Below are 26,325 nucleotides of genomic sequence, written 5' to 3' on the forward strand. Positions count from 1 at the left end.
CCGCAGGGAAATTCGATCGACCCTGTCGGTGCGGGCTCCTACGCTGACCTTCTCATCACGAGGGGGTTTCCATGTCCACACTGCGGGTGACGGCCGAGCGGCTCGTCGTCCTTCCACATCCGAACGCCGATCGGCTCGAGCTCGCCCAGGTCGGGTTGTACCGGGCGGTGGTCGCCAAGGGCCAGTTCACGACCGGGGATCACGCGCTCTACATCCCGGAGCAGGCCGTCCTGCCCGAGGAGCTGATCGCCGAACTCGGGCTGACCGGGAAACTGGCCGGGTCGCAGCGCAATCGGGTGAAGGCGGTGCGGCTTCGCGGGGAGGTGTCGCAGGGCATCGTGTGCACGCCGGTGGCGCTGAGCGGGGTGGATCTGGCATCCGCCGCGCTCGAGCGCACCGACTTCGCCGAGCGGCTCGGGATCGTCAAATGGGTTCCGCCCATTCCGGTGTCGATGGCCGGGCAGGTCGAGCCCGCCCCGGACCTGCTGCGGTGGATCGACGTCGAGAACATCAAACGCTTTCCGGATATCTTCACCGCCGGGGAGCCGGTGGTGGCCACGGAGAAGATCCACGGCACCGCCTGCCTGCTCACCCACGTCCGCGCCGACGACCGGATCCTGGTGTCCTCCAAGGGCGTCGGCGGGAAGTCGCTGTCGCTGACCGCGTCCGAGGGCAACCTGTACTGGCGGGCGATCCGCGCCCACGAACTCGACGAGGCCGCCAGGAAGATCGCCGCCGAGCTCGACACCGATCGGGTCGGGCTGTTCGGTGAGGTCTACGGCGCGGGCGTGCAGGACCTGCACTACGGCGCCTCGGCCGCGCACGACGAGTCACTGGGCTTCGGCCTGTTCGACATCGCGGTGGACCGCGCCGGCGAGCCGGTGCGCTGGCTCGACCACCACGAGATCGGCACGCTGCTCGGCGAACTCGGCATCACCGTGCCGCGGGTGCCGGTCCTCTACGAGGGCCCCTACGATGCGAACCTGCTGCTTACGCTGGCCGAGGGGACCGAGACGGTCAGCGGTGCGGGCGCGAACATCCGGGAGGGCCTGGTGGTCCGCCCGGCTACCGAGCGGCAGTCGCCGGTGCTCGGCGGGCGGTCGATCGGCAAGATCGTCTCCGACGCGTACCTGCTCCGCGACGGCGGCACCGAGTTCGAGTGAGGACCGACGGACTACGCGGGTGAGTGGGGCGGCGGCGTGTCACGGCGGGTGTGTAACTCCAGCACGCAGCACTTCACGCCGCCGCCGCCCTTGCGGAGTTCGGACATGTCCACCGGGATCGGCGCGAACCCGCGGGCCCGTAGTGCCGCGATGAGGTTGGTCGCGCCCGGGTCGAGGAATACGTGGTGGCCGTCGCTGACGCCGTTGAGTCCGAAGGAGAGGGCGTCGTTCTCGTCGGCGAGAATCGCGTCCGGGTAGAGGGTGGTCAGGACGTCGCGGGCGGCGGGGCTGAACGCGGCCGGGTAGTAGGCGATGGTGGTGTCGTCGAGAACCATCAGCGCGGTGTCGAGGTGATAGAAGCGGGGGTCGACGAGTTCGAGGGAGACCACCGGCAGATCGAAGTACCGTTCGACCTCGGCGTGCGCGGATAACGAGCAGCGGAAGCCGACACCGGCCAGGATCCGGTGCCCGGCGAAGGCGAAATCGCCCTCGCCCTCGTTGGTTTCGCTCGCCGGCGCGAGGGAGCGCAGTTCTCTGGCCGCGAACCAGCGGTGGAACGCGGGGCCCTCCGCGGCGCGTTCGGGGTGGGCGAAGCGCGCCGACAGCGCGTGCCCGCCGATCACGATTCCGCTGTTGGCGGCGAACACCATGTCGGGCAGGCCGGGTTCGCAGGGCACCGTCTCCACCGAATGGCCGTGATCCTCGAGCACGGCGCGCAGGATCTCCCACTGGGCCAGGGCACGCGGCCGGTCGACCGGGGTGGCGGGGTCCATCCACGGATTGATCGCATAGGCGACCTCGAAGTGGTCGGGCCTGCACAAGACATAGCGGCGCGAGGTGGCGACCCGCGCGGGCGCTGTGGCGCGAAGGGGGGCTGCGGCGGTCATCAAGACTCCCGGTGGCTGCGCGGTTCGAGTATTCCTACGAAGGTAAATGTCGTCGCATTGCACAGGGAACACCGATTTGTTGCGCATTCCGATGCCAGAATGAGGAATCATTGCGTCTGAGCGAGGGAAGAGTGACATGGACGATATCGATCGGCGCATCCTGGCAGTGCTGCTCACCCACGCGCGTGCCTCGTTCCAGGAGATCGGCTCGGTGGTCGGGCTCTCGGCGCCCGCGGTGAAGCGGCGGGTCGACAAGATGGTCGCCAGCGGGCAGATCACCGGCTTCACCGCGCAGGTCAATCCGGCGGCGCTGGGCTGGAAGACCGAGGCGTACGTGGAGGTCTACTACCGCGACAACATCTCCCCCGCCGAACTGCGCCGAACGCTGGAACCGATTCCGCAGGTCGTCGGTGTCTGGACCATCGCGGGCGAGGCCGACGCGCTGGTGCACGTGATGGCCACCGACATGGCCGAGATCGAGGTGACGGTCGAACGGATCAGGGAGAACGCGCGGGTCGGCCGCACCCGCAGCTCCCTGGTGATGTCGCGCATCCTCGAGCGACCACGCACCTGAGCGACCCGCGACGAACACCACGTCCGGCCCAGGTTCTAGGGTTGACCGCATGTCCGACGTGCGTGCCAGCTACCTCACCGACGGGGCCGAGATCTATCGGCGCTCGTTCGCGACGATTCGCGCCGAAGCCGACCTGGCCGGTTTCCCCGCCGACATCGAGCGGGTGGCGGTCCGGATGATCCACGGCTGCGGACAGGTCGACCTGGCGGGCGACATCGCCTACTCCCCCGGCGTGGTCGCCGCGGCACGCGCCGCCCTGCACGCGGGCAAGCCGATCCTCTGCGACGCCAACATGGTGGCCTCCGGTGTCACCCGCAAGCGGCTGCCCGCCGACAATCCGGTGCTCTGCAACCTCGCCGACCCGCGCGTCCCCGCGCTGGCCGCGCAGCTGGGCAACACCAGGTCGGTGGCGGCGCTGGAACTGCTGCGCGACCAGCTCGACGGCGCCGTCGTCGCCATCGGCAACGCCCCCACCGCGCTGTTCCACCTGCTCGACATGCTCGACGCAGGCGCACCCAAGCCCGCCGCGGTCATCGGGATCCCGGTCGGCTTCATCGGCGCCGCCGAATCCAAGCAGGCGCTGATCGACTTCGGTGGGATCGAATTCCTCACCGTGCGCGGCAGGCGGGGTGGCAGCGCGATCACCGCGTCGGCGCTCAACGCGATTGCGAGCGAACAGGAGTGAGTGAGATCAGCACCGGCAAACTGTGGGGTATCGGCCTCGGCCCCGGCGATCCCGAACTGGTGACGGTGAAGGCGGCCCGCCTCATCGCCGAAGCCGACGTCGTCGCGTTCCACAGCGCGCGCCACGGACGCAGCATCTCGCGCGGCATCGCGGCACCGTATCTGCGGGAAGGCCAGATCGAGGAGCACCTGGTCTACCCGGTGACCACCGAGACCACCGATCATCCCGGCGGCTACCAGGGCGCGATCGACGAGTTCTACGAGCAGGCCGCCGCCCGCCTGGCTACGCACCTCGCGGCGGGGCGCACCGTCGCGCTGCTCGCCGCGGGTGACCCGCTGTTCTACAGCTCCTACATGCACATGCACCGGCGGCTGGCCGACCGGTTCGAGGCCGAGATCGTGCCCGGCATCACCTCGGTCAGCGCGGCCTCGGCCGCCCTGGGCACCCCGCTCGTCGAGGGCGAGCAGGTGCTCACCGTGCTGCCCGGCACCATGCCCGTCGACCAGCTGACCGAGCGCCTGCGCAATACCGACGCGGCCGCCATCATGAAGCTGGGCCGCACCTATCCCGGTGTGCGCCAGGCACTCTCGGACTCCGGACGGCTCGCCGACGCCTACTACGTGGAACGCGCGAGCAGCACCCGCGAACGCGTCCTGGCCGCCGCCGATGTCGACGACGCCGACGTGCCGTACTTCGCGATCACCCTGGTACCCGGACCGAAGCCGACCACACCGATTCGCGCCCATTCCGCCGCCGAGCGCGTCGACGGCCACGTTTCGGCGGGTGAATCCGGCCGCGCGGCACACACCGCCGGCGCCGGCGCAGCCGAAGCAAGCCGACCGACCATCGACGCCGAGCCCCACGAGGCCGCCGAATCCACCGGTCTCCCGGGCGAAGTCGTCGTCGTCGGCCTCGGCCCCGGCGACACCGCCTGGACCACCCCGCAGGTCACCGCGGCGCTGGCCGAGGCGACCGATCTCGTCGGCTACACCACCTACATCAACCGCGTCCCCGAGCAGCCGGGTCAGCGCAGGCACGCCAGCGACAACAAGGTCGAATCCGAACGGGCCGCCATGGCACTGGATCTGGCCAAGCGCGGTGCGCGCGTCGCGGTCGTGTCGTCGGGTGATCCCGGTGTCTTCGCGATGGCCGCCGCGGTCTTGGAGGTGTCGGCCGAACCGCAGTTCAAAGACGTTCCGGTGCGGGTGCTGCCCGGACTGACCGCGGCCAATGCCGTCGCCAGTCGCGTGGGCGCGCCGCTCGGGCACGACTACGCGATGATCTCGCTCTCGGACCGGCTCAAGCCGTGGGATGTTGTCGTCCAACGACTTTCGGCGGTCGCGGCCGCGGACATGGCGATCGCGATCTACAACCCGGCCTCCTCGCAGCGGCGCTGGCAGGTCGGCGCCATGCGCGATGTGCTGCTCGCGCACCGGCCGCCGGAGACGCCGGTGGTGCTCGGTCGCGATGTCGGCGGACCGACCGAGTCGGTCCGGGTGATCACCCTCGGCGCGCTCGATCCCGACGAGGTGGACATGCGTACGCTGCTCATCATCGGCGCGTCCACCACCACCGCCTTCGACACCGCCGAGGGCACCAGGGTCTTCACGGCGCGCCGGTACGGCACCGGCGAGTAGCGAACACACCGCAACACCGGCAGTCTTGGTTGCCGACACACCCAGGGCGTAACATTCCACTTAGGAATGTAGTTCGAAGGGAGTTGACCGTTGACCGACACCGCGACTCGACGCCGCCCGCTGAACTCCACCGCGGCCTCGCTACTCGGGTTCCTGCACGAAGGTCCGATGTCGGGCTGGGACCTGGCCACCCAGGCCCAGCTCCGCATCGGCGACTTCTGGACCATCACCCAGAGCCAGGTGTATCGCGAACTGTCCGCCATGGATTCGGCCGGTCTGGTCACCAAGGGCGAGCGGGGCGCCAGGGAGCGCACGCCGTACCGGATCACCGACACGGGGCGCGAAGCGTTCGCCGAGTGGATCGCCCGCGATCCCGGCGCCGAGACGATCCGAGTGCCACTGCTGCTGACGTTGTCCTTCGGCGAGCACCTCGAACCGGCCCATCGCGATCGGATCATCGCCGCCAACCGCAACATCCATCAGGATCGCCTCGACCGCTACCTCGACGAGGACCCGACCGCCCTCGCGCCGCACCAGCGCGCCACCCTCGAATTCGGCATCGCCTACGAACGCGCGGTGCTGCACTGGTTCGACCAGCTCCCGCACATCTTCACCCCGCCGAACCTGGACTGACCGCGCGCTCAGCGCACCCGGTGCGAGGCGGCGTCGTGCAGCCAATCCACGGCGGCGGCAACCTCGTCGACGGTCACCGCGTCCACGGGCAGCGGCGGCCGGTCGATCATCACGACCGGGAGCCCGGCGGTGCGGGCGGCGAAGATCTTCGCCTCGGTCTGCTCACCACCGCTGTTCTTGGTGACGAGCACATCGATCCGATGCCGTGACATCAGGACGAGTTCGTCGTCGAACGTGAACGGTCCACGCGCCAGCAGCAATTCGTAGCGCGGGGGCAGCGGAGCCGTGGGCGCGTCGATCGAGCGGATGACGAACCGATGCCTGGCGCAGCCGGCGAAGGCGCCGACCCCCTGACGGCCGATGGTGAGCAGCACGCGTTCACCGTGGGTGGCCAGCACCGCGGCCGCCGACGTCAGATCGGGCACGCGCGTCCACAGGTCACCGGGGCGCTGCACCCATTCCGGCCGCCGCAGGTGCAGCGCGGGAATGCCGAGTTCGTCCGCGGCGGTCGCCGCATGGGCGCTGACCTGGGCCGCGAAGGGATGGGTCGCATCCACGACGGCGTCGATCGCGTTCTCACGCAGCCAGGTTCGGAGGCCCTCGACACCACCGAAACCGCCTATGCGTACCGGACCGACCGGCAGCCGCGGATGAGCGACCCGTCCGGCGAGGGATGACACGATGTCGAGCCCCCGCTCGTCGGATGCGATCCGGGCCAGCTCCCGGGCTTCGCCCGTGCCGCCGAGGATCAGGACCCTCAGGGCTGCCTGCCGACGCCGGCCGAACCCGCGCCGACCAGCGACGTGCCGCCGCTGCCGGTCGTAGTGGTGTCCGCGAGCGCGGTGAAACTCGAGTATTTCATGTAACTCCTCTACCGGAATGGCCACGACCCTACCCCCGAGGCACGCGTTTTACACCTTCGGTTCGTAACTCTCATGGCCTCACGACCCTGCACGAACGGTTTCACCGTGATCTGCGCGTGATCTGACTGTGATCGAACCAACGCGCCCGTCCTCCGCTAACCAGCGGGTTTTCCGACGATCCACTGGGCGACCGGCAGGTGCGGCCGCCACGCCGTGAACCCACCGAGTGCTTCGCCACGGTAGACCTGAAACTTTCGCAGGACGCCACCGTAGGTTGCTGACCAGTCCAGCAGCTGCGCTTCCGATTCCGCGGTGACCGCGTTGGCGACCAGCCTGCCGCCGGGGCGCAGACGCTGCCAGCACTGCGCGAACATCCCGTCCTGGGTGAGACCGCCGCCGAGAAATATCGCGTCGGGCGCGGGAAATTCCGCCTCGGCAAACTCCGAGCGCACTTCGCCGCGGATCGTTATTCCGGGGACGCCGAGGGCGGTGGCATTCGCGGCGATCTGTTCCCGGCGGGCGGGAAGGCGTTCGAAGGTGACGGCACGGCACAGCGGATGCGTGCGGCACCATTCGATGGCGATGCTCCCCGATCCCCCACCGACATCCCACAGCAATTCCCCCGGCGCCGGCGCCAGCGCGGTGACGGTCAGCGCGCGGACCTCGGCCTTGGTGAGCTGACCGTCACCGGTGAAGGCGGTGTCGGCCAGGCCGGGCAGGCGGGTGTCGCGGCGGCGGCCCTGGTCGGCGACGCACTCGACGGCGACGAGGTTGAGCGGGTCACCGTGGGGGTGCGACCAGGTCGTCGCGGTGCCGGTGAGCAGGCGTTCGGCGGGGCCGCCCAGTTGTTCGAGGACGGTCAGCGTGGAGTCGCCGAAACCGTTGTCGGACAACAACTGTGCCAACCGGGTCGGGGTGGACTCGTCCTCGCTGAGCACGAGGACGCGGCGGCGGTCGGCCAGCTCGGGCAGGACCGTCGGCAACGGCCGGGCAACCACGCTCACCACGGGGGTCTCGGCCAGCGGCCAGCCGAGTCGCCCGCAGGCCAGCGACGCCGAGGACGGCTGCGGGAACACGCGCAGCGCCCTCGCGCCGAAGCGACGGGCCAGGGTGACGCCGATGCCGTAGAACATGGGGTCGCCGCTGGCCAGCACGCCGATACGCCGATCGGCATTGCGCCCGAACAACTCCGGCAGGGCAGGCAGCAGCGGGCTCGGCCACGGCACCTGTTCGGCAGTGCCGGGCGGGAGCAAGGCCAGTTGACGCGGTGAGCCGAAGACGACGTCACACTCCAGGATCGCCGTCCGCGCGGTCTCGCCGAGCCCGGACCAGCCGTCGGCGCCGATCCCGACCACCACGATCGGCCGACCCGCCCATTCCGCCTCGGTCACCGCGGCATCCGGCGCCAGACGAACTGCGGCAGCAGCCGCATCACGAAGAACGCCACAGCGAGCCTGCCGGGTACCGCGACGCGGGTAGCGCCCTTGTGCAGGCCGCGCACGACGGCCTCGGCGACCTGGTCAGGCGTGCTCGACATCGGTGCGGGGTCCATGCCGGTGGTCATGCGGCCGATCACGAAACCCGGCCGGACCAGCAGCAGCTGCACGCCGGTGCCGTGCAGAGCGTCACCGAGGCCGCTGGCGAAGCCGTCCAGGCCCGCTTTGGCCGAGCCGTAGACATAGTTCGCCCGGCGCACGCGGACGCCCGCGATGGAGCTGAAGACGACGATCTGGCCTGAGCCCTTGGCGCGCATCAGGTTCGCGAGAGTGGTCAGCACGCTGACCTGGGCGACGTAGTCGGTGTGCACGACGGCGACCGCGTGGGCCGGGTCGTGTTCGGCGCGCTCCTGGTCACCGAGGACGCCGAAGGCGAGGACCGCGGTCGCGATGCCGCCGTGTTCGGCGGCGAGCTTGTCCAGCAGCGGTGCGTGGGTGGCGGTGTCGTCGGCGTCGAATTCCACGGTGTGCACGGCGCTCGCGCCTGCCGCGCGCACCTGCTCGATCTCGGCGTCCAGCGCGTCGGACCGGCGGGCGGCCAGGATCACCACACGTCCGGGGGCCAGTCTGCGCGCCACCTCGAGGCCGATCTCACTGCGCCCGCCCAGGACCAGCACCGGTCCCTCGTTCTGCTGCTTTCCCATAGGGTCAGTCTGCCCGATCCGACCGAGGTCGCCGATCCAGGTCGAGGGCCGAAACCCGCGGACCCGGCCGCCGGTGGGCCCGGCTACCGTTTCCCCATGCCGACCGCCACCGCACAACTGTCCCCCGCCGCCCTCGAATTCGTCGCCGAGCGGCACCTCGCCACCCTCACCACCCTGCGCGCCGACGGCACCCCGCACGTGGTCGCGGTCGGCTTCACCTGGGATCCCGAGAGCGGGATCGCCCGCGTGATCACCGACGGCGCGTCGGTGAAGGCCCGCAATGCCGGACGCGGTGGCTATGCGGCGGTGAGCCAGGTCGACGGTGCGCGCTGGCTCACCCTCGAAGGGCCCGCGACGGTGCTCGACGACGCCGCCGATGTCACCGAGGCCGTGCGCCGCTATGCCGAGCGCTACCGGGTACCGCGCGAGAACCCGACGCGGGTCGTCGTCGCGATCCAGGTGCGGCGGGTGCTGTCGTCGAGCACGCTGAAATAGCCTGCGCGCGAACCGCTTACAGGACCGTCAGACCGTGCGGCCGGTGGTTCATCGACTCGGCGCCGTCCTCGGTGACGACCACGATGTCCTCGATGCGGGCGCCCCACTTGCCGCGGAAGTAGATACCAGGCTCGATGCTGAAGGCCATGCCCGGCTCGAGCACCAGGTCGTTGCCCGCCACGATGTAGGGCTCCTCGTGCACCGACAGGCCGATGCCGTGGCCGGTGCGGTGCACGAACGCGTCGCCGAGGCCCGCGTCGGCGAGCACGGTGCGCGCGGCGGCGTCGACGGACTCCGCGGTCACCCCGGGACGCACAGCGGCCACAGCGGCCGCCTGGGCGGCCTCGAGCACGGCCACCTGCGCGGCGACCTGCTTGCCCGGGGAGCCGAGCACGTACGTGCGGGTGGAGTCGGAGAAGTATCCGGGCTCGACGGGACCACCGATGTCGATGACCACCACGTCGTCCTTCTGGATCGTCCGATCGGAGACCTCGTGGTGCGGGTCGGCACCGTGCGGGCCACTGCCGACGATGACGAACGCCGCTTCGGTGTGGCCCTCCTCGACGATCGCGGCGGTGATGTCGGCGGCTACCTCGGCTTCGGTGCGCCCCGGGCGCAGGAACTCCCCTATCCGGGCGTGCACCCGGTCGATGGCCGCGCCCGCCCGGCGCAGCGCCGCGATCTCGGCGTCGTCCTTGATCATCCGCGAGCGCCGCAGCACCGGTGTCGCCGAGGCGGGCAGCCCGCTCGTCGACTGGGCCAGCGGGATCAGGTGCAGGGCGGGCATGGCCTCGGCCACCGCGATGCGGGAACCGGCGTGCAGCGTCGAGTGCACCAGCTGGTAGGGATCGACGCCGTCGACCCAGTCCAGCACCCGCAACCCGAGTTCACCGGCTGCCGACTCCGCCAGCGACGCCAGTTCCAGTTTCGGGATCACGACCGCCGGGGTGGCCCCGTCTGAGGTGATCACCAGGCAGGTGAGCCGCTCGAAGGACTGGGCCCTCGAACCGATCAGATACTGCAGGTCGGGGCCCGGCGTGATGAGCAGGGCGTCCAGATGCGCCGCGCGCATCGCCTCGACCGCCCGCTCCAGTCGCCTGCCGTAGACCTCCGCCGCGAACCGTGTCTCCGTCTGCGCGCTCATAGGATGCGACGTTACCCGCCCCGCGTCGACCGTCGCAGTATCGGCAACCGGAGCGGAATCGGATCGTGCCACGGTCCCGTCGCGGCGCAGGACGGTGCCGTCACGGCACCGGGACCCGTCTTCGGGGCACAATCACCGGTGTGACCGTTGACCAGACCTCCCGCGGACCCCTGCTGATCCTCGACGGCGCCAGCCTCTGGTTCCGCGCCTACTACGCGATCCCCGACAAGCTCAGGGGCGCCGACGGACGCTCGGTGAACGCGCTGCGCGGTTTCACCGACATGGTGGCCTCGCTGATCACCAAGCACCGGCCGAGCAGGCTCGTCGTCGGGCTCGACCTGGACTGGCGGCCACCGTTCCGGGTGGCGCTGGTGCCGTCCTACAAGGCGCACCGGCTCGACACCAGCAGCGGCGCGGCGCCCGGCGCCGAGGAGGTGCCCGACACGCTCACCCCACAGGTGGAGATGATCCTGGAGGTGCTCGCCGCGGCGGGCATCTGCACCGGCGGCGCGGAGGGGCTCGAGGCCGACGATGTGCTCGGCACACTCGCCAGCCGGGAACGCACGGACCCGGTGGTGGTCGTCAGCGGTGACCGTGACCTGCTGCAGCTGGTCCGCGACGAACCGGCCCCGCCGGTGCGGGTCCTCTACGCGGGCCGCGGGCTGGCCAAGGCCGAGCTGTTCGGCCCCGCCGAGGTGTCCGCGAAATACGGTGTGCCCGAACAGAACGCGGGCCCGGCCTACGCCGATATGGCCACCCTGCGCGGTGACGCCTCCGACGGCCTGCCCGGTGTCGCGGGCATCGGTGACAAGTCGGCCGCCCAGCTGATCTCGAAGTTCGGCTCGCTGGACGCGCTGCTGGCGGCCGTGGACGACCCCGGCTCCGACCTGGCCAAGGGCGCGCGGGCGAAACTGGTTGCGGCACAGGACTATCTGAAGGTCGCCGCGCCGGTGGTCCAGGTCGTGCGCGATGCCGAGGTGATCCTGTCCGGCCCCGACACCCTGCCCGCGACGCCGGCCGACCCGGACCGGCTGCTGGAGCTGGCGACCACCTACAACGCCGAGAGCCCGATCACCCGCCTGGTCACCGCGCTGACGGCGGTGCACCGCGTCGTCGAGTGACCCGGAGACGACGCCGGGCCGCCCGCGTGCTCGCGGACGGCCCGGAACCCGGGGTGCGCCAGCCTAGTTCGGGCGGCCGACCTCGTAGGTGCCGTCGTCCTTGGTGATCTTGACGGTGACCTTCTTCGCCTCACCGCTGACCTTCAGGTCGCACGTGAAGGTCGCGTCGACCTTCACTTCCTGACCGGAAGGGCACGACACATCGGTCACGTCGGCGATGCCGTAGGAGTCCTTCAGCACGCGCGAGACGCCGTCCTGCACCGCGGCATTGTCGAGTTCGTCGGAGGAGAACACGAACAGGAGCAGGGCGACAACGGCGGCGAGCACCAGCACGCCTGCCGCGACGAGGCCGATCACCAGGCCCTTGCCCTTGCCACCGGAGGACGGCTGCAACGGGGGCTGCTGGCCCCACTGCTGCTGCGGCTGCTGGCCCCACTGCTGCGCGGGCGGCTGCTGGCCCCACTGCTGTCCGGCGTTGCCCGCCTGGGCATTCCAGTCCTGCGGCGGCGGCTGGGTCTGGCCCCACTGCTGCTGTGGGCCGGTCGGCTGCTGCGGCACGCCACCCTGCTGCGGCTGCTGCCCCCACTGCGGCTGCTGGCCGGGTTGCTGCGGCTGCTGTCCCCACTGCTGCTGCGGCTGCTGCTGTGCGTTCGGGTCACCCCAGTGCTGGGTGGGCTGGGCCTGCTGCGGCTGCTGCGGTGGCTGTGCCGCTCCACCCCAGTGCTGGGTAGGACCGGCGCCACCGGCCCCTTGCTGACCTCCCCAGTGCTGGGTGGGATCGTTGCTTCCCTCCCCTGGGCCGTTCGGTCCGTACGGGCCGCTCATCCACTCGCCTCCACTCGCATCGTTGTACATACGGTAGCCCCCCGCGCCAGGCCAGCCGCTTTCGCACGACTCCGCCATCACGGTCGGTACGCCAGGAAATCAAATCACAGACGAATCGACTACGCGGCGTCCACCGCGACGACACCCCGCCGGACGGCGCGCACGGCCTTGGCCGCGGTGGCCGCGATCTCGGGATCGTCGGCGGTGTTGTGGATCTGGTCGAGCAAGTCGATGACCTGCCTGCACCAGCGCACGAAATCACCGGCCGACAGCGGCGTGCCCTGATCACCGCTGGCCAGCAACGCCTCGGCCAATGCGTCGCCACGGGCCCACTTGTAGACCCCGGTGACGAAGCCGAGGTCGGGTTCGCGGGTCGGCGGCAGCTTGTGCCGTGCCTCGTCGGCACGCAGCTGCGTCCACACCTCGATGGTGGCCCCGACGGCCCTGCGGATCGGTTCGGTGGGGCCGGACGCGGTCAGGAAGCCGCCTTCCTGGCGCGACTCGTAGACCAGCGTGGACACCACCGCGGCGAGCTCCGCCGGGCCGAGTCCGCGCCACAGCCCCTGCCGCAGCACCTCGGCGACGACCAGGTCGCTCTCGGCGTAGATCCGGGCCAGGCGCCTGCCGTCGGCGGTCACTTCACCATGCTCGACGAACCCGCGTTCCTCGAGCAGCCCGACGATCCGGTCGAAGGTGCGCGCCAGCGAATTCGTCGTCGCGGCAACCTTCTGGCGCATCGTCTCGGTCTCGCGCGCGAGCCGGGCGTAGCGCTCGCCGGTGCGGCTGAGCTGTTCCCGATCGGGCCGGGTGTGCGCCGGGTGCGAGCGCAGGCTGCGGCGCAGGGTCGACAGTTCGCGGTCCTCGCCGGCGCGGGTGTGGTCGTTGCGCCTGCGCCTGCCCGGCGCGGAGATGCCGGTGCTGCGCAGCGCCGAGGCGAGGTCGCGGCGGATGCGGGCGGTCCGGTGGTCGACGCGCCGCGGCAACCGCATGTGGCCCAGCGCCTCGGCGGGAACGGGGAAGTCCGCGGCCGAGACCCGGCCCGCCCAGTGGTCTTCGGTGAGCACCAGCGGACGCGGGTCACCGGGGGTCTGATCGGGTTCCAGGATCACCGCGAGGCCGGCGCGCCTGCCCGACGGGATCGCGACCACGTCACCGCGGCGCAGTTCGATCAGCGCCTTCACCGCGGCGCCGCGCCGGTCGGCCCTGCCCTGCTGCTGGATCTCGCGCTCGCGCTGTTTGATCCGCTCGCGCAACGACAGGTATTCCATGAATCCGCCGTCGACGCCGCCGAGCTGACTCTCCAGCTTGCGCATCGCGCCCTGATTGCGTTCGATGCCACGCACCAGCCCGACCACCGAGCGGTCGGCCTGGAACTGGGCGAAGGACCTCTCCAGCAGTGCTCGCGCCTCCTGCGCGCCCATCCGGTCGATCAGGTTGATCGACATGTTGTAGCCGGGCCGGAACGAACTGCGCAGCGGGTAGGTGCGGGTGGAGGCCAGGCCGGCGACCGCGCTGGTGTCGACCTCGGGCTGCCACAGCACCACCGCGTGACCCTCGATGTCGATGCCGCGCCTGCCCGCGCGCCCGGTGAGCTGCGTGTACTCGCCCGGGGTCAGCTCGGCGTGGGATTCACCGTTGAACTTCACCAGGCGCTCGAGCACGACGGTCCGCGCCGGCATGTTGATGCCCAGCGCCAGGGTCTCGGTGGCGAACACCGCGCGCACCAGGCCCTTGACGAACAATTCCTCGACGGTGTGCCGGAATGCGGGCAGCATGCCCGCGTGGTGGGCGGCCAGACCGCGCTGCAGCGCCTCGCGCCACTCCCAGTAGCCGAGCACTTCCAGATCGCCCTTGGGCAGGTCACCGGTGTGCTTCTCGATGATCTCGTCGATCTGTTCGGCCTCGCCCGGCCTGCTCAGGTCCAGCCGCGCCCGCAGGCACTGCGCGAGCGCCCCGTCGCAGCCCGCGCGGCTGAAGATGAACGTGATCGCGGGCAGCAGGCCTTCCTCGTCGAGACGGGCCAGCACCTCCGGACGCGGCAGCGGCCGGAAATTGCCGCGCGCGCCACGACCGCGCGGGCCGCCGTAGCCCTGCATCCGGTCGGCGGCTTCGCGCTGGCGGATGAACCGCACGAGGTCTTCGTCGACCAGTACCTTCTGGTCGCTGGATTTCGTGTCGAACAGGTCGAACATCCGCCGGCCGACCATCACGTGCTGCCACAGCGGCACCGGCCTGGTCTCGTCGACCACCACCGCGGTGTCGCCGCGCACGGTCTCCATCCACGCGCCGAACTCCTCGGCGTTGGACACCGTCGCCGACAGGCTCACCAGCCGCACGTCCGGCGACAGATGCAGGATGACTTCCTCCCACACCGCGCCGCGGAACCGGTCGGCCAGGTAGTGCACCTCGTCCATCACCACGTAGGACAGTCCGCGCAGCGAATCCGAGGACGCGTAGAGCATGTTGCGCAGCACCTCGGTGGTCATCACGACCACCGGTGCGTCGGGGTTGATCGACTGGTCGCCGGTGAGCAGGCCGACCCTGTCGCGGCCGTAGCGTGCGGTCAGGTCGGCGAACTTCTGGTTCGACAGCGCCTTGATCGGCGTGGTGTAGAAGCATTTGCCGCCCGAGGCCAGCGCCATGTGGACCGCGAATTCACCGACGATCGTCTTGCCCGCGCCGGTCGGGGCGCAGACGAGCACGCTGTGCCCGTCTTCCAGCGCCGCGCAGGCGGTCCGCTGGAACGGGTCCAGTTCGAAAGAGATTTCGCTGGCGAACTGCGCCAACTCGTTGGCCCGCGCGGGAGAATCGGTCACCCGTCAGAGCGTATCGGAGTAGTCCGACACCGGACGGGTGGTTTTCTCCGGGTCGGCGACCGGGTCGGCGGGCCGAACGGGTTCCGGGGTGTCCAGCGGCGAGGCTTCCTCGTCCGAGAGCGCGCCCCAGCCCTCGTTCGCCGCGCGGCGGGCGCGGCGGGCGTCGTTGAAGCGGGCGAACTGCACCGCCAGCTCGAACAGGACCGTCAGCGCGATGGCCAGCGCCAGCATCGAGAACGGGTCCTGCGGTGTCACGATCGCGGCGAAGACGAACAGGCCGAAGATGATGCCGCGCCGCCACGCCTTGAGCTTGACGTAGGGCAGCACGCCGACCAGGTTCAGCCCGATGATCACCAGTGGCGTCTCGAAGCTGACGCCGAAGATGATCAGCAGCTGGATGATGAAGCCGAAGTACTGGGTACCGCTGAGCGCGGTGATCTGGACGTTGTCACCGATGGTCAACAGGAACGACAACGCATGCGAGACGACGAGGTAGGCCAGCACGGCGCCCGTCACGAACAGCACCGTGCCCGAGACCACGAATCCGACCGCGTACTTGCGTTCCTTCGCGTACAGGCCGGGGGTGATGAACGCCCACAGCTGGTACAGCCAGAACGGCGCCGCCATGACAACGCCCGCGGTGAAGCCGACCTTCAAGCGCAACATGAACTGCTCGAACGGCGCGGTCGCCAGCAGGCGGCAGGCGCCGTCGGGGCTCAGGCTCGCGCGCGCCGATTCCGGTAGCGAACAGTAGGGCCCGCGCAGGATCTCGCCCAGGCTCTCGATGCCGAAGAGGGAATGCGCGTACCAGAAGAAGCCGATCAGCGTGGTGACCGCGATCGCGGCCAGCGCCAGCAACAGCCGGGTGCGCAGTTCCTGCAGGTGCTCGACCAACGACATGGTGCCGTCGGGATTCGTCCTGCGCTTGCTGCGCCGTGGATCGAACGGAATGCGCATGGTGGGTGGTGGCCTCTAACCCTCGACTTCGGCGGATGCTCGGCGAAACAGCACTCAACCCCGGAGCAGTCGACGCCACCCCGGGGAGAATACCGAGGTCAGAGCGACTTGTGGCTCTGCTGCGGATCCGCGATCGGTGCCTGCGTCTGCGGTGCGGACGCGGGCAGCTGCTGCGGCGGCGCGGGAGTGGCGGCCGGATTCGCCGGCGTGGCCGACTCCGACTGCATCTGCCCGACCTCGCTCTTGAAGATCCGCAGCGACCGGCCGAGACCGCGCGCCGCGTCCGGCAGCCGCTTCGCGCCGAAGAGCAGGACGAACAGCAACGCGATGATCAGCAGGTGCGTCCAGCTGAACGTGCCCATTATCAGATACCTCCAAAGACTGTGGTGATTACCGATGCTACCTGCACCGTGACGGTGGTGACCGGTCACCCGCAGCGGTGTTCGCCACTCGTTCAACCCTCGACGGCGGCCGCCGCCCCGGTCAGCTCCGCGAACAACCGGCTTCCGCTGAAGCGTCGGGTGTCCCCGGATTCGGCGTTCCTGATCAGCTCGGTGAGCCTGCGGTTGACCGGCGTCGGGCGCCCGACCATCTCACCGAGCCGCACGATTTCACCGCACAACCACGCGATTTCCGTGCGCCTGCCCAGGGCGAGGTCGTCGGCCATGGACGAGCGGGCGAGCGGGTCGATGGCCAGTACCCGGCCGAACACCCGGCGGAAGATCGAGTCGGGCACGCGCAGCAGATGCACCATCAGCTCGGGCGGTACCGGCGTCAGCTGAGCGGGCCGAATTCGCGCAGTGTTCATCACTGCGAGTGCCTCGGCCTGGGTGAGTGCGAGGCAGCGCCGGTAGTCGCGCTCGGCGAGTTCTTCGCGCAGCGGACGTCCCGAGAGCGCGTTGATCGGGTTGTTCAGGTTGAGCAGCAGCTTGGCCCACTGCACCGGCCGCAGGTCGCGATGGCGGCGCAACGGCAGGCCGGCGGCCCGGAAGCGCTCGGCGAACCGGTCGACGACCGGGTCGTCCTGGATCGCCACGACGCCGTCGCTGGCCCGGTGGAAACGGCCGTGGCCGCTGTGCACGACGTTGAACATCACCATGCCCGCCAGCACGATGCTGGTGGGCAGGATCTCCCGGATCAGGGTGTCGTTGCCGATGCCGTTCTGCAGGCTCACCACCGGGGTGCCGGGGCGCAGCCTGCCCGCGACGGTCCTGGTGACGGCCGCGGTGGCGGCGGATTTGACCGTGACCAGGACGAGGTCGGCCAGTTCCGGTTCGTCCGGTTCCAGGGCGAGCCCGAAACGGTCGGGCGGGACATCGGTGACGCCGCCGTCGAGGTCGGTCAGCTGCAGACCGTGCTCGGCGATGTCGTCGAGGACGCGCTGACGGCCGACGAAGATCACTTCCATGCCCGCCGCGGCCAGATGACCGCCGATGAAGACCCCGATGCTGCCCGCGCCGAGGACCAGTACTCGCTGGTTCACGCGGGTTCGGTCTCCCCCGGCAGTCCGGCGGCCGCGTACGCGGCCAGCGCCGCCTCGGCCCGGTCACGCACCGCCGTCACCAGCTCCGGTGGTCCCAGCACGCTCACGCCCGTGCCGAAACCGAGCAGCAGTCGCGCCATCCAGTCCGCGGTCGCGAACCGCATGCCCGCCTCGATGCTGCCGTCGGGCCTGGACTGGATGCGGTGCATCGGGTATTGGTCGAGCACCCAGGCGTAGTCGGCGCGGATCCGCAGCCGGGCCAGCGGCACGTCGGGATCGTCCTGGAACAGGTCGAGGGCGGCCGCGTCGGCGGCGGCGTGACTGGGCGGGCGGGCGGGTTCGTCGAGTTCGGTGGCGTCCTCGATCCGGTCGAACCGGAACAGCCGCACACCCTCGGCCTGCCTGCACCAGGCCTGCAGGTAGCTGTTGTTGTCGACCAGCACCACCCGGATGGGGTCGACGATCCGTTCCGAGACCTCGTCGCGGCTGGCCGAGTAGTAGACCAGGCGCACGGCGCGGGTGTCGGCGAGCGCGGCGCGCACGGTGGCGACGACCGGCTGCTCGACGGGCACGTCGACCGGCTTACCGGTGACGACGGCATCGCTGCTGGCGATGGCCGATTCGATCTTGGCGATCGCGGCGTGCGCGGCGGTCGGGTCGACCATGCCCGGCATCTCCACGATCGAGCGCAAGGCCACCAGCAGCGCGGTCGCCTCGGTCGAGGTCAGTTGTAGTGGCCTTTCGATGCCCGCGGAGAAGGTGACCTCGATGCTCTCCTCGGAGAACGACAGGTCGATCAGGTCACCGGGCCCGTAGCCGGGCAGCCCGCACATCCACAGCTGATTGAGGTCGCTCATCAGCTGCTTGGTGGTCACGCCCAGCTCGGCGGCGGCCTCGGCCGCGCTGATGCCCGGGTGCGCGAGCAGGTACGGCACCATGTTCAGCAGGCGCGAAAGGCGTAGGGACAGACGTGAACTCACGACGCCACCTCCGTGTGGTCGAGTACCGACCGTAGCCGGTTCATCACGTCGGCGCGCAGTTCCGGCGGATCCAGCACGAGCACATCGGGGCCGAGGCCGGTGATCAGCCGGGCCACCCAGTCGCGCGAGCGGACCGGCACTTCCACGACCGAACCGTCGCGGCCGCCGAGTTCCCTGGTGCCGACCTCGGTGCCGATGCGGCGCAGCTCGCGGCCGCGGCCCTTGGCGACCCACACGGTGGCCGATCCGGTGACGGGCGCGTCACCGGTGACCCGGTCGACGATGGCGCGCAGGTCGGCGTCCTCGGGTTTGCGGACCGCGTTGTGCGGACCGTACGGGGTGACCTCGCCGCCGATGCGGGAGAGCCGGAAGGTCCGCACGGCGTCACGCTCCCGGTCGTGCCCGACCAGGTACCAGCGCCCGTGCCGGGTGACCACACCCCACGGCTCGACGTCCCGGGTGACGAACGGGTCGGTGACCGCGCTGTGGTGCCCGAAGCGCACCGCCTGCCCGGCGTCGATCGCGGCGAGCAGCTCGCGCAGCACCGGTTCCGAGCCGCGGGTGCGGGCGGGGACCGCGGGCACCGACACCCCGACGTTCTCGGTTTCGACGGTGACGCCCGCCGCACGCAGCTTCAGCAGCGCGCCCTCGGCGGCGCTCGCGAGTTCCGGCGACGCCCACATCTGCACGGCGACGGCGACGGCGGCCGCTTCCTCGCTGGACAGGTCGATGTCGGGCAGTTCGTAGGCGTCCCGGTTGATCCGGTATCCCTCGAGTGTCGAGAACCGCCCCACCGGACCGACTTCCAGCGGAATGCCCAGATCGCGCAGTTCGTTCTTGTCGCGCTCGAACATCCGGCTGAACGCCTCGTCGGTCGCGGAGTCCTCGTAACCGGCCACGCTGGCGCGAATGCGCTCCGCGCTCAGGAACTGCCGGGTCGACAGCAGCGCGATGACCAGATTCATCAGCCGCTCGACCTTGGATATCGCCACGCGATAGAGGGTAATGGTCGCGCTGCGGTCACGGCGCGTCGGCGCACGGTTGCGGGCCCGGCGGGGCGGCATGATGATCCGGGTACCCGTAGCGAAAGGATCACTATGCTTGTCGCGTTCTCCGTGGCGCCCAGTGGCGCGGCCAAGGCCGACGGCTCGGTCGGGGAAGCCGTGGCGGCGGCGGTGCGCGTGGTGCGGGCCTCGGGGCTGCCGAACCGCACCGATGCGATGTTCACCACGATCGAGGGTGACTGGGACGAGGTGATGGCCGTGGTGAAGGCGGCCTGCGACGCGATTCTCGCGGTCGCGCCGCGGTGCAGCCTCGTGCTCAAAGCCGATCTGCGGCCGGGCGTCACCGACATGCTCACCGCGAAGGTGGAGACGGTCGAGCGGTACCTGGCCGACGACCACTAGCGACCGGCGACACTATCGCGTCCGTGCCGCCGGTCGGCTAGCTCAGCTCAGGTAGCGGGCGATGGCGTCGGCCACGCAGGCGGGCCGTTCGGCGCCTTCGAGTTCGACGGTGACGCGACGGTGCACCTGCACGCCGCCGGGCACCTCGGTGACCTCGGTGAGCGCAACGCGGCCGCGGATCCGGCTGCCGACCGGCACCGGAGTCAGGAAGCGAACCCGGTCCAGGCCGTAGTTGATCGCGGCGCTCGCGGCGCTGACGGTCATCACCTGCTGGGTGATCGGCACGATCAGCGACAGGGTGAGGAAGCCGTGCGCGATGGTCGCGCCGTACGGGCCCGCGGCGGCGCGCACCGGGTCGACGTGGATCCACTGGTGATCACCGGTGGCCTCGGCGAACCGTTCGATCCGGTCCTGATCGATCGTGATCCAGTCGCCGGGGCCGAGTTCGGTCCCGGCGGCCGCGCGCAGGGCGTTGAAATCGGCGAAATCCGTGGTCATGCTGCTCCTCCGAATCGACGGCGCAGTTCGCGCTTGAGCACCTTGTGCGTGGGCCCGAGCGGGAGTTCGGTGACGAACTCGACGCGGCGCGGGTATTTGTACCTGGCGACCTGTTCCTTGCCGAACTCGATCACGTCGCGCTCGGTCAGCTCGCCGTCCGGCACGACGACGGCCACGATCTCCTCACCGTAGTGCTCGTCGGGCACCCCGATCACGGCGACCTGCGCGATCCGCGGATGCCGCATCAGCGCCGCTTCGACCTCGGTCGGATAGACGTTGAATCCGCCGCGCAGGATCATCTCCTTGATCCGGTCGACGATCCGCACCCGGCCGGTCTCGTCACGTGTGCCCAGATCGCCGGTACGGAACCACCCGTCGACGACGGCCGCCGCGGTCGCTTCCGGCCTTCCGGTGTAGCCGCTGAACACGTTGTGCCCGCGCACCACGACCTCACCGGTCTCGCCCACCGGCAGCAACACGATCCGGTCGGTGATCGCGGGGTCGGCGATCTCCACGTCGACACCCCACACCGGGTGTCCGACGGTGCCCGCCTCGGTGCCGTAGATCGGCTGGTTGACCGCCGCGGTCGGCGAGGTTTCCGACAGGCCGTAGCCCTCGAGTACCGGTGCGTGAAACACCCGCTCGAAGTCCTCCAGCACGGCCACCGGCAGCGCCGCGCCGCCGCTGACGCACAGTTTCAGCGCGGGCAGTTCGGGCGCGCTCGACGCGGCCTCGATCAGCGCGATGTACATCGTCGGGACGCCGTGGAAGAGGTTGACGTTCTCCGCCGCCATCAACGAGACCGCCGCGGCCGCGTCGAATCGCGGCATGAGCACCAGCGTGCCGCCGACCCGCCAGTGCGAATTCATCGACACCGTCTGCCCGAACACATGGAACAGCGGCAGGGCGCCCAGGGCGATGTCGTCGCGGTGGATCTCGTTGGCGTCGAAGGTGTTCACCGTCGCGCACATCACCATGTTGAGGTGGCTGAGCTCGGCGCCCTTGGGGGTGCCGGTGGTCCCGCTGGTGTAGAAGACCACCGCGGTGTCGAGTGGTCCGCGCGAGACGAACGCCGGAATCGGTTCGCCGACAAGCTCGTCGGGGGCGACGATGTCGATGCCCGCGCCGCTCGCCGCCGCGGCGCCGGTCTGCGCCACCATCGGATGACAGACCAGCAGCGATGCCTCGCTGTCGCGCAGCACGTACTCCATCTCCGGCGCGGTGAGCAGCAGATGCACGGGCACCACCGTCGCGCCCGCGGCGAGGATCGCGAAGTACGCACGTGGGAAGTCCGCGGTGTTCGGGCACAGCAGCGCCACCCGATCACCCGGACGGACCCCGCGCGCCATCAGGGCGCCCGCCTGTTCGCGCGCCTGCCGCCACAGGTCGGCGAAGGTGATGCGGTGTTCGCCCTCGATCAGCGCGAGATGGTTCGGGCGGCGGCGGGCCGGTTCGGCGAGGATGCTCGCCAGGGAGAGAGTGGCATTCACAGGGTTTCCTAGTGTCGACTTCTTCGGCGAAGCGGCGCGCACCGGCGGTGCCGCGCCGTGGTGAGACCACATCGGGTCGGCGATGGGAACGGGCTCGCCCACACCGGGCGCGTGCTCGGTGCGGGTACACGGCCCTGCCCCGTCGACGTCGGCCATAGCTCGGCCGACGTCGAACCCGGTCTCAGCGTCGGAGATGGACCGCGAGGCCCTGCCCGACGCCGACGCACAGCGTGGCGACGGCAAGCCGGGCATCGCGGTCGGCGAGCTCGATGGCGGCGGTGAGCGCCAGGCGCGCGCCGCTGGCCCCGAGCGGGTGGCCGAGGGCGATGGCGCCGCCGTTCGGGTTCACGTGTTCGGCGTCGTCGGGCAGGCCGAGTCCACGCAGCACGGCCAGCGCCTGCGCGGCGAAGGCCTCGTTGAGTTCGACGACATCGATGTCGCCGATACCCAGACCGGTTCGCGCAAGCAGCTTTTCGACGGCAGGGATCGGGCCGATCCCCATGGTGCGCGGCGGCACACCGGCAGTCGTGACCGCGCCGACCTCGGCCAGCGGCGTCAGGCCGTAGCGCCGCACTGCGGCTTCCGAAGCCAGCAGCACCGCGGCGGCACCGTCGTTGATCCCCGAGGAGTTGCCCGCGGTGATCGACCCGCCGGGCACCACGGCCCGCAGGCCGGCGAGCGCCTCGATGCTGGTCTCGCGCGGATGCTCGTCGCGCTCGACGACGACGGGTTCGCCCCGCCGCTGCGGCACCGGGACCGCGGTGATCTCGCGGGCGAGCCTGCCCCGCGCGATCGCCGCCGCCGCCCGCTGCTGGGAGCGCAGCGCGAACGCGTCCTGATCGGCGCGGGCGATGCCGTAGTCGTCGGCGACGTGCTGGGCCGTCTCGGGCATCGTGTCGATGCCGTACCGCTCCCGCATCCGCGGGTTCACCAGCCGCCAGCCGAGCGTGGTGTCGGCGAGCTGGGCCGCACGCTCCCAGGGTGCACCGGTTTTGGGCAGCACATAGGGCGCCCGCGTCATGGATTCGACGCCGCCCGCGATCACCAGATCCGCATCGCCCGACTTGATCGCCCTGGCCGCGTAACCGACCGCGTCCAGCCCCGACGCGCACAGCCGGTTGACCGTCACGCCGGGCACCTGCACCGGCAACCCCGCCAGCAGCGCCGCCATCCGGGCGACATTGCGATTGTCCTCGCCCGCCTGGTTCGCGCACCCGAACACGACGTCGTCGACGGCCGCCCAGTCCACAGCCGGAAGCCGTTGCGTCAGCGCGGTGATCACGTGGGCGGCCAGGTCGTCGGGGCGCACGGCGGCCAGCGCGCCGCCGTAGCGGCCGAACGGCGTGCGGACGCCGTCGATCAGGTACGCGGGGCCGGTCACAAGCCCATGTCCTTGGCGATGATCATCTTCATGACCTCGCTGGTGCCGCCGTAGATGCGGTTCACCCGGTTGTCGGCGTACAACCGGGCCACCGGGTACTCGTTGATGTAGCCGTAGCCGCCGTGCAGCTGCAGGCAGCGGTCGATCACCCGCGAGGCCATCTCGGTGCAGAACAGTTTCGCCGAGGCGGCGTCGGCCGGGGTGAGTTCGCCGCGGTCGAGGGCGTCGAGCGCGCGGTCGACCACGGCTTCGGCGGCGTCGACCTCGGCCCGGCAGGCGGCCAGCTCGAACTTCGTGTTCTGGAAATGCGACACCGGCTGACCGAAAACGGTGCGGCCCCTGGTGTATTCGAGGGCGAACCGGATGGCGGACTTGGCCTGCGAGTAAGCGCCGACCGCGATGGACAGCCGCTCCTGCGGCAGGTTCTGTCCGAGGTAGCTGAAACCCTGATGCGGTTCGCCGAGCAGATCGGTGGCCGGCACCACGACGTCGGTGAAGGACAGTTCGGCGGTGTCGGACACCTTCAAGCCGAGCTTGTCGAGCTTGCGGCCGACGGTGTACCCCGGCGACTTCGTGTCGACCACGAACAGCGAAATGCCGTGGCGGCGATCGGACTCCGAGGGCGGAGCCGTCCGGGCGCAGACGATCACCCGATCGGCGTGCACACCACCGGTGATGAAGGTCTTCGCACCGTTGAGCACATAGTGCGTGCCGTCCTCCGACAGCTGCGCGGTGGTGCGCATGCCCGCCAGATCGGATCCGGTGCCCGGCTCGGTCATCGCGATGGCGAACATGATCTCCCCGGACACGAAGCCCGGCAGCCACCGCTGCTTCTGCTCGTCGGTCGCCAGGGTCTTCAGATAGGGCAGGCACAACCCGACGTGGACGCCCGAACCACCGAAAGACACACCGGCACGGGCGGTTTCCTCCATGAGGATCGCCTGGAACTTGAACGAGTCGATCCCGGCGCCGCCGTACTCCTCCGGCACCTCGATGCCGAAGACGCCCAGATCGGCCAGGCTGCGGTAGAACTCGCGCGGCACGATGCCCGCCTCGTACCACTGCTCGTACACGGGAACGACCTGCGATTCGATGAACGCGCGCGCCGTCTTGCGGAACGCCTCGTGCTCATCGGTGAAAACTGTGCGCTGCATGATGATCTCCGGAAATCTCTTAGAGACGGCGTCCGCCGTCGACGTACACGGTCTGGCCGGTGACGAACCCGGCGTCGTCGGAGGCGAGGAACGCGACGACATTGGCGATGTCGTCGGGCGTGCCGACCCGGCGCAGTGGGGTGATCTCGGCCGTCTTGGCCTGCAGTTCCTCGGCGCTCACCCCGATCCGCGCGGCGGTGGCGGCGGTCATCTCGGTGGCGATGAAGCCGGGCGCGACCGCGTTGACGCGGATACCGAACGGGCCCAGCTCCATGGCCAGCGTGCGGGTCAGGCCCTGGATACCCGCCTTGGCCGCGGCGTAGTTGGCCTGCCCGCGGTTGCCCAGCGCCGACACGCTCGAGGTGTTGACGATCGCGCCGCCACCGCGTTCCACCATGTGCTTCTGCGCGGCCTTGCTGCACAGGAAGGCGCCGCGCAGGTGCACCGCCATCACGGTGTCCCAGTCGTCCACCGACATCTTGAACAGCAGGTTGTCGCGCAGCACGCCCGCGTTGTTCACCAGCACGTCCAGCGAGCCGAGATCGGCGACGGTGCGCGCCACCGCGTCGGCCACCGACGCTTCCTCGGCGACATCGCAGCCGACGCCGATGGCGATGCCGCCCGCCGCGTTGATCTTCCTGGCGGTCAGGACGGCGGCATCGGCGTCGAGATCGACGACGGCGACGGCGAATCCGGCCGCCGCCAGCCGGGCCGCGGTGGCCGCGCCGATTCCGCGGGCCGCCCCGGTGACGAAGGCAGTTCTGTGGGTCATGGGTCGTACTCCTGTGTCAGACAATGGCGTTCACGCCGGTCAGCGCGCGGCCGATGAGCAGTTTCTGGATCTGGGTGGTGCCCTCGTAGAGGGTCAGCACGCGCGCGTCGCGCAGATACTTGGCGACGGGGTACTCGTCGATGTAGCCGTATCCGCCGAACACCTGGATGGCATTGTTGGCCGCCTTCACCGCGGCCTCGGAGGCGAACAATTTCGCCATCGACGCCGCGGTGCCGAACGGTTCGCCCCGGTCGACGAGATCGGCCGCGCGCCAGGCCAGCAGGCGCGCGGCCTCGGTCTCGACGGCGATATCGGCGAGCAGTTCCTGCACCAGCTGGTAGCCGGCGATCGGCTTGCCGAACTGCTCCCGCTCCCCCGCGTAGCGCACCGCCGCCTCGAGGCACGCGCGCGCCAGACCGACGCACCCCGCGGCGACGCCCATGCGGCCCTTGTCCAGCGCCGCCATCGCGATCCGGAAACCCTGCCCTTCCTCGCCGAGGCGCAGTGCGTCCGGCACCCGGACCCGGTCGAAGACCAGTTCGGCGGTGGCCTGGCCGCGCAGACCGAGCTTGCCCTTGATCTCGGTGCGGCCGAAGCCCGGCGCATCGGTCGGCACGAGGAACGCGGTCACGCCCTTCGGTCCCGGTCCCCCGGTGCGGGCGAACACCAGCGCGATATCGGCCCAGGTGCCGTTGGTGATGAAGATCTTCGTGCCGTCGATGATCCAGTCCGACCCGTCGCGGGTGGCGCGGGTGATCAGGTTCGCGGCATCGGACCCGGTGCCAGGCTCGGTGAGCGCGAAGCAGCCGAGCTGCTCGCCGGCGCACAGCGGCGGCAGGAAGCGGCGCTTCTGCTCCTCGGTGCCGTACGCGGCGATCGACTTGCCGACCAGCCCGAGCGAGACCGACACGATGCCGCGCACCGCGCTGTCCCCGCGGCCGAGCTCCTCGAGCAGCACGCAGTAGGCCAGGGCGTCGCCGCCGGAACCGCCGTACTCCTCGCCGATCCCGATTCCGAGGAACCCCAGCGCGCCGAGCTTGCCGACGATCGCCGGGTCGACCGATTCCTCCCGGTCCCAGTGCGCGGCATGCGGCACGACTTCCTTGTCCACCCACGTGCGGGCGAGCTCGCGCAGATCGCTGTGCGCTTGTGTGAGTGCGAGATCCATCGGACCACTCCTGAACCAAACGGTGTTAGGTTTACTCGGGCACCGTATCCTAA

The 26,325-nt window shown here is 70.3% G+C and carries 26 protein-coding genes; 8 read left to right on the forward strand and 18 right to left on the reverse strand.

Annotation, left to right across the window (positions count from 1 at the left end; genetic code table 11):
- Positions 1–71 precede the first annotated feature (71 nt).
- Positions 72–1,163, forward strand: coding sequence for an RNA ligase (ATP) (locus IEY60_RS01285; RefSeq protein ID WP_189022906.1), 1,092 nt, complete (start codon positions 72–74; stop codon positions 1,161–1,163).
- Between the two features lie 11 nt (positions 1,164–1,174).
- Here the strand turns inward: IEY60_RS01285 and ddaH are convergent, their stop codons facing one another.
- Positions 1,175–2,050, reverse strand: a complete 876-nt coding sequence (gene ddaH, locus IEY60_RS01290; protein ID WP_189022908.1) for a dimethylargininase — start codon at positions 2,048–2,050, stop codon at positions 1,175–1,177.
- 136 nt (positions 2,051–2,186) lie between these two features.
- Between ddaH and IEY60_RS01295 the strand changes: the two genes are divergently transcribed.
- The 4 genes from IEY60_RS01295 (at position 2,187) to IEY60_RS01310 (ending at position 5,579) form a co-directional block, all read left to right on the forward strand.
- A complete protein-coding gene (locus tag IEY60_RS01295; RefSeq protein ID WP_189022910.1) occupies positions 2,187–2,624 on the forward strand; it encodes an Lrp/AsnC family transcriptional regulator in 438 nt (145 codons plus the stop codon).
- A gap of 49 nt (positions 2,625–2,673) precedes the next feature.
- Positions 2,674–3,309 (forward strand): precorrin-8X methylmutase, encoded by a 636-nt coding sequence (locus tag IEY60_RS01300; protein ID WP_189022913.1) that lies wholly within the window; start codon positions 2,674–2,676, stop codon positions 3,307–3,309.
- A 5-nt stretch (positions 3,310–3,314) separates the two neighbouring features.
- Positions 3,315–4,946, forward strand: coding sequence for a precorrin-3B C(17)-methyltransferase (gene cobJ, locus IEY60_RS01305; RefSeq protein WP_189024752.1), 1,632 nt, complete (start codon positions 3,315–3,317; stop codon positions 4,944–4,946).
- Positions 4,947–5,036: 90 nt separating this feature from the next.
- Positions 5,037–5,579, forward strand: coding sequence for a PadR family transcriptional regulator (locus IEY60_RS01310; RefSeq protein ID WP_189022915.1), 543 nt, complete (start codon positions 5,037–5,039; stop codon positions 5,577–5,579).
- A gap of 8 nt (positions 5,580–5,587) precedes the next feature.
- On the opposite strand, the gene IEY60_RS01315 is transcribed toward IEY60_RS01310, so the two are convergent.
- The 3 genes from IEY60_RS01315 to dprE2 form a co-directional block, all read right to left on the reverse strand.
- On the reverse strand, positions 5,588–6,340 hold the full coding sequence (locus tag IEY60_RS01315; RefSeq protein ID WP_189024754.1) for a cobalt-precorrin-6A reductase: 753 nt from the start codon (positions 6,338–6,340) through the stop codon (positions 5,588–5,590).
- A gap of 257 nt (positions 6,341–6,597) precedes the next feature.
- A complete protein-coding gene (gene cbiE / locus IEY60_RS01320) occupies positions 6,598–7,851 on the reverse strand; it encodes a precorrin-6y C5,15-methyltransferase (decarboxylating) subunit CbiE (RefSeq protein WP_189024756.1) in 1,254 nt (417 codons plus the stop codon).
- Entirely contained in the window at positions 7,830–8,582 is a 753-nt protein-coding gene (gene dprE2, locus IEY60_RS01325) for a decaprenylphospho-beta-D-erythro-pentofuranosid-2-ulose 2-reductase (RefSeq protein WP_189022917.1), read from the reverse strand. Before dprE2 ends, cbiE begins: the two co-directional genes overlap by 22 nt.
- Positions 8,583–8,678: 96 nt before the next feature.
- On the opposite strand from dprE2, the gene IEY60_RS01330 reads away from it, so the two are divergent.
- On the forward strand, positions 8,679–9,077 hold the full coding sequence (locus IEY60_RS01330; protein WP_189022919.1) for a PPOX class F420-dependent oxidoreductase: 399 nt from the start codon (positions 8,679–8,681) through the stop codon (positions 9,075–9,077).
- Positions 9,078–9,093: 16 nt separating this feature from the next.
- Here the strand turns inward: IEY60_RS01330 and IEY60_RS01335 are convergent, their stop codons facing one another.
- Positions 9,094–10,221 (reverse strand): M24 family metallopeptidase, encoded by a 1,128-nt coding sequence (locus IEY60_RS01335; protein WP_189022921.1) that lies wholly within the window; start codon positions 10,219–10,221, stop codon positions 9,094–9,096.
- A gap of 140 nt (positions 10,222–10,361) precedes the next feature.
- Between IEY60_RS01335 and IEY60_RS01340 the strand changes: the two genes are divergently transcribed.
- Complete coding sequence (locus IEY60_RS01340; RefSeq protein WP_189022923.1) at positions 10,362–11,342, forward strand: 5'-3' exonuclease; 981 nt, start codon at positions 10,362–10,364, stop codon at positions 11,340–11,342.
- Between the two features lie 63 nt (positions 11,343–11,405).
- Here IEY60_RS01340 and IEY60_RS01345 read toward each other — a convergent pair whose 3' ends face one another.
- From IEY60_RS01345 to IEY60_RS01375, 7 genes are all read right to left on the reverse strand, one after another.
- Positions 11,406–12,167 (reverse strand): DUF4333 domain-containing protein, encoded by a 762-nt coding sequence (locus IEY60_RS01345; RefSeq protein WP_189022925.1) that lies wholly within the window; start codon positions 12,165–12,167, stop codon positions 11,406–11,408.
- Positions 12,168–12,286: 119 nt separating this feature from the next.
- A complete protein-coding gene (locus tag IEY60_RS01350; RefSeq protein ID WP_189022927.1) occupies positions 12,287–14,983 on the reverse strand; it encodes a DEAD/DEAH box helicase in 2,697 nt (898 codons plus the stop codon).
- 3 nt (positions 14,984–14,986) lie between these two features.
- Entirely contained in the window at positions 14,987–15,940 is a 954-nt protein-coding gene (gene tatC, locus IEY60_RS01355; protein ID WP_189022929.1) for a twin-arginine translocase subunit TatC, read from the reverse strand.
- A 98-nt stretch (positions 15,941–16,038) separates the two neighbouring features.
- Positions 16,039–16,302, reverse strand: coding sequence for a Sec-independent protein translocase subunit TatA (gene tatA / locus IEY60_RS01360; protein ID WP_189022931.1), 264 nt, complete (start codon positions 16,300–16,302; stop codon positions 16,039–16,041).
- A 92-nt stretch (positions 16,303–16,394) separates the two neighbouring features.
- Entirely contained in the window at positions 16,395–17,423 is a 1,029-nt protein-coding gene (locus IEY60_RS01365; protein ID WP_189022933.1) for a 2-dehydropantoate 2-reductase, read from the reverse strand.
- Entirely contained in the window at positions 17,420–18,403 is a 984-nt protein-coding gene (locus tag IEY60_RS01370) for a helix-turn-helix transcriptional regulator (protein ID WP_189022935.1), read from the reverse strand. Before IEY60_RS01370 ends, IEY60_RS01365 begins: the two co-directional genes overlap by 4 nt.
- Positions 18,400–19,395: a helix-turn-helix transcriptional regulator gene (locus IEY60_RS01375; RefSeq protein ID WP_189022937.1), complete on the reverse strand. Its 996-nt coding sequence runs from the start codon at positions 19,393–19,395 to the stop codon at positions 18,400–18,402. Before IEY60_RS01375 ends, IEY60_RS01370 begins: the two co-directional genes overlap by 4 nt.
- Positions 19,396–19,500: 105 nt before the next feature.
- Between IEY60_RS01375 and IEY60_RS01380 the strand changes: the two genes are divergently transcribed.
- A complete protein-coding gene (locus IEY60_RS01380) occupies positions 19,501–19,809 on the forward strand; it encodes a thiamine-binding protein (protein WP_189022939.1) in 309 nt (102 codons plus the stop codon).
- A 42-nt stretch (positions 19,810–19,851) separates the two neighbouring features.
- Here the strand turns inward: IEY60_RS01380 and IEY60_RS01385 are convergent, their stop codons facing one another.
- The 6 genes from IEY60_RS01385 to IEY60_RS01410 all read right to left on the reverse strand — a co-directional run bounded on the left by IEY60_RS01385 (position 19,852) and on the right by IEY60_RS01410 (position 26,272).
- Entirely contained in the window at positions 19,852–20,307 is a 456-nt protein-coding gene (locus tag IEY60_RS01385) for a MaoC family dehydratase (RefSeq protein WP_189022941.1), read from the reverse strand.
- A complete protein-coding gene (locus IEY60_RS01390; protein ID WP_189022943.1) occupies positions 20,304–21,797 on the reverse strand; it encodes a long-chain-fatty-acid--CoA ligase in 1,494 nt (497 codons plus the stop codon). The genes IEY60_RS01385 and IEY60_RS01390 overlap by 4 nt, the downstream gene beginning before the upstream one ends.
- Positions 21,798–21,978: 181 nt before the next feature.
- A complete protein-coding gene (gene pcaF, locus IEY60_RS01395) occupies positions 21,979–23,178 on the reverse strand; it encodes a 3-oxoadipyl-CoA thiolase (RefSeq protein ID WP_189022945.1) in 1,200 nt (399 codons plus the stop codon).
- Positions 23,175–24,332 carry an acyl-CoA dehydrogenase family protein gene (locus tag IEY60_RS01400; protein WP_189022947.1) on the reverse strand — a complete coding sequence of 386 codons (1,158 nt, stop codon included), beginning with the start codon at positions 24,330–24,332 and terminating at the stop codon, positions 23,175–23,177. Before IEY60_RS01400 ends, pcaF begins: the two co-directional genes overlap by 4 nt.
- Before the next feature lie 19 nt (positions 24,333–24,351).
- Positions 24,352–25,104, reverse strand: a complete 753-nt coding sequence (gene fabG / locus IEY60_RS01405; protein WP_189022949.1) for a 3-oxoacyl-ACP reductase FabG — start codon at positions 25,102–25,104, stop codon at positions 24,352–24,354.
- A gap of 16 nt (positions 25,105–25,120) precedes the next feature.
- Complete coding sequence (locus IEY60_RS01410) at positions 25,121–26,272, reverse strand: acyl-CoA dehydrogenase family protein (protein ID WP_189022951.1); 1,152 nt, start codon at positions 26,270–26,272, stop codon at positions 25,121–25,123.
- Positions 26,273–26,325: the final 53 nt, after the last annotated feature.

The organism is Nocardia rhizosphaerihabitans (genome assembly GCF_014646295.1).
GTDB lineage: Bacteria > Actinomycetota > Actinomycetes > Mycobacteriales > Mycobacteriaceae > Nocardia > Nocardia rhizosphaerihabitans.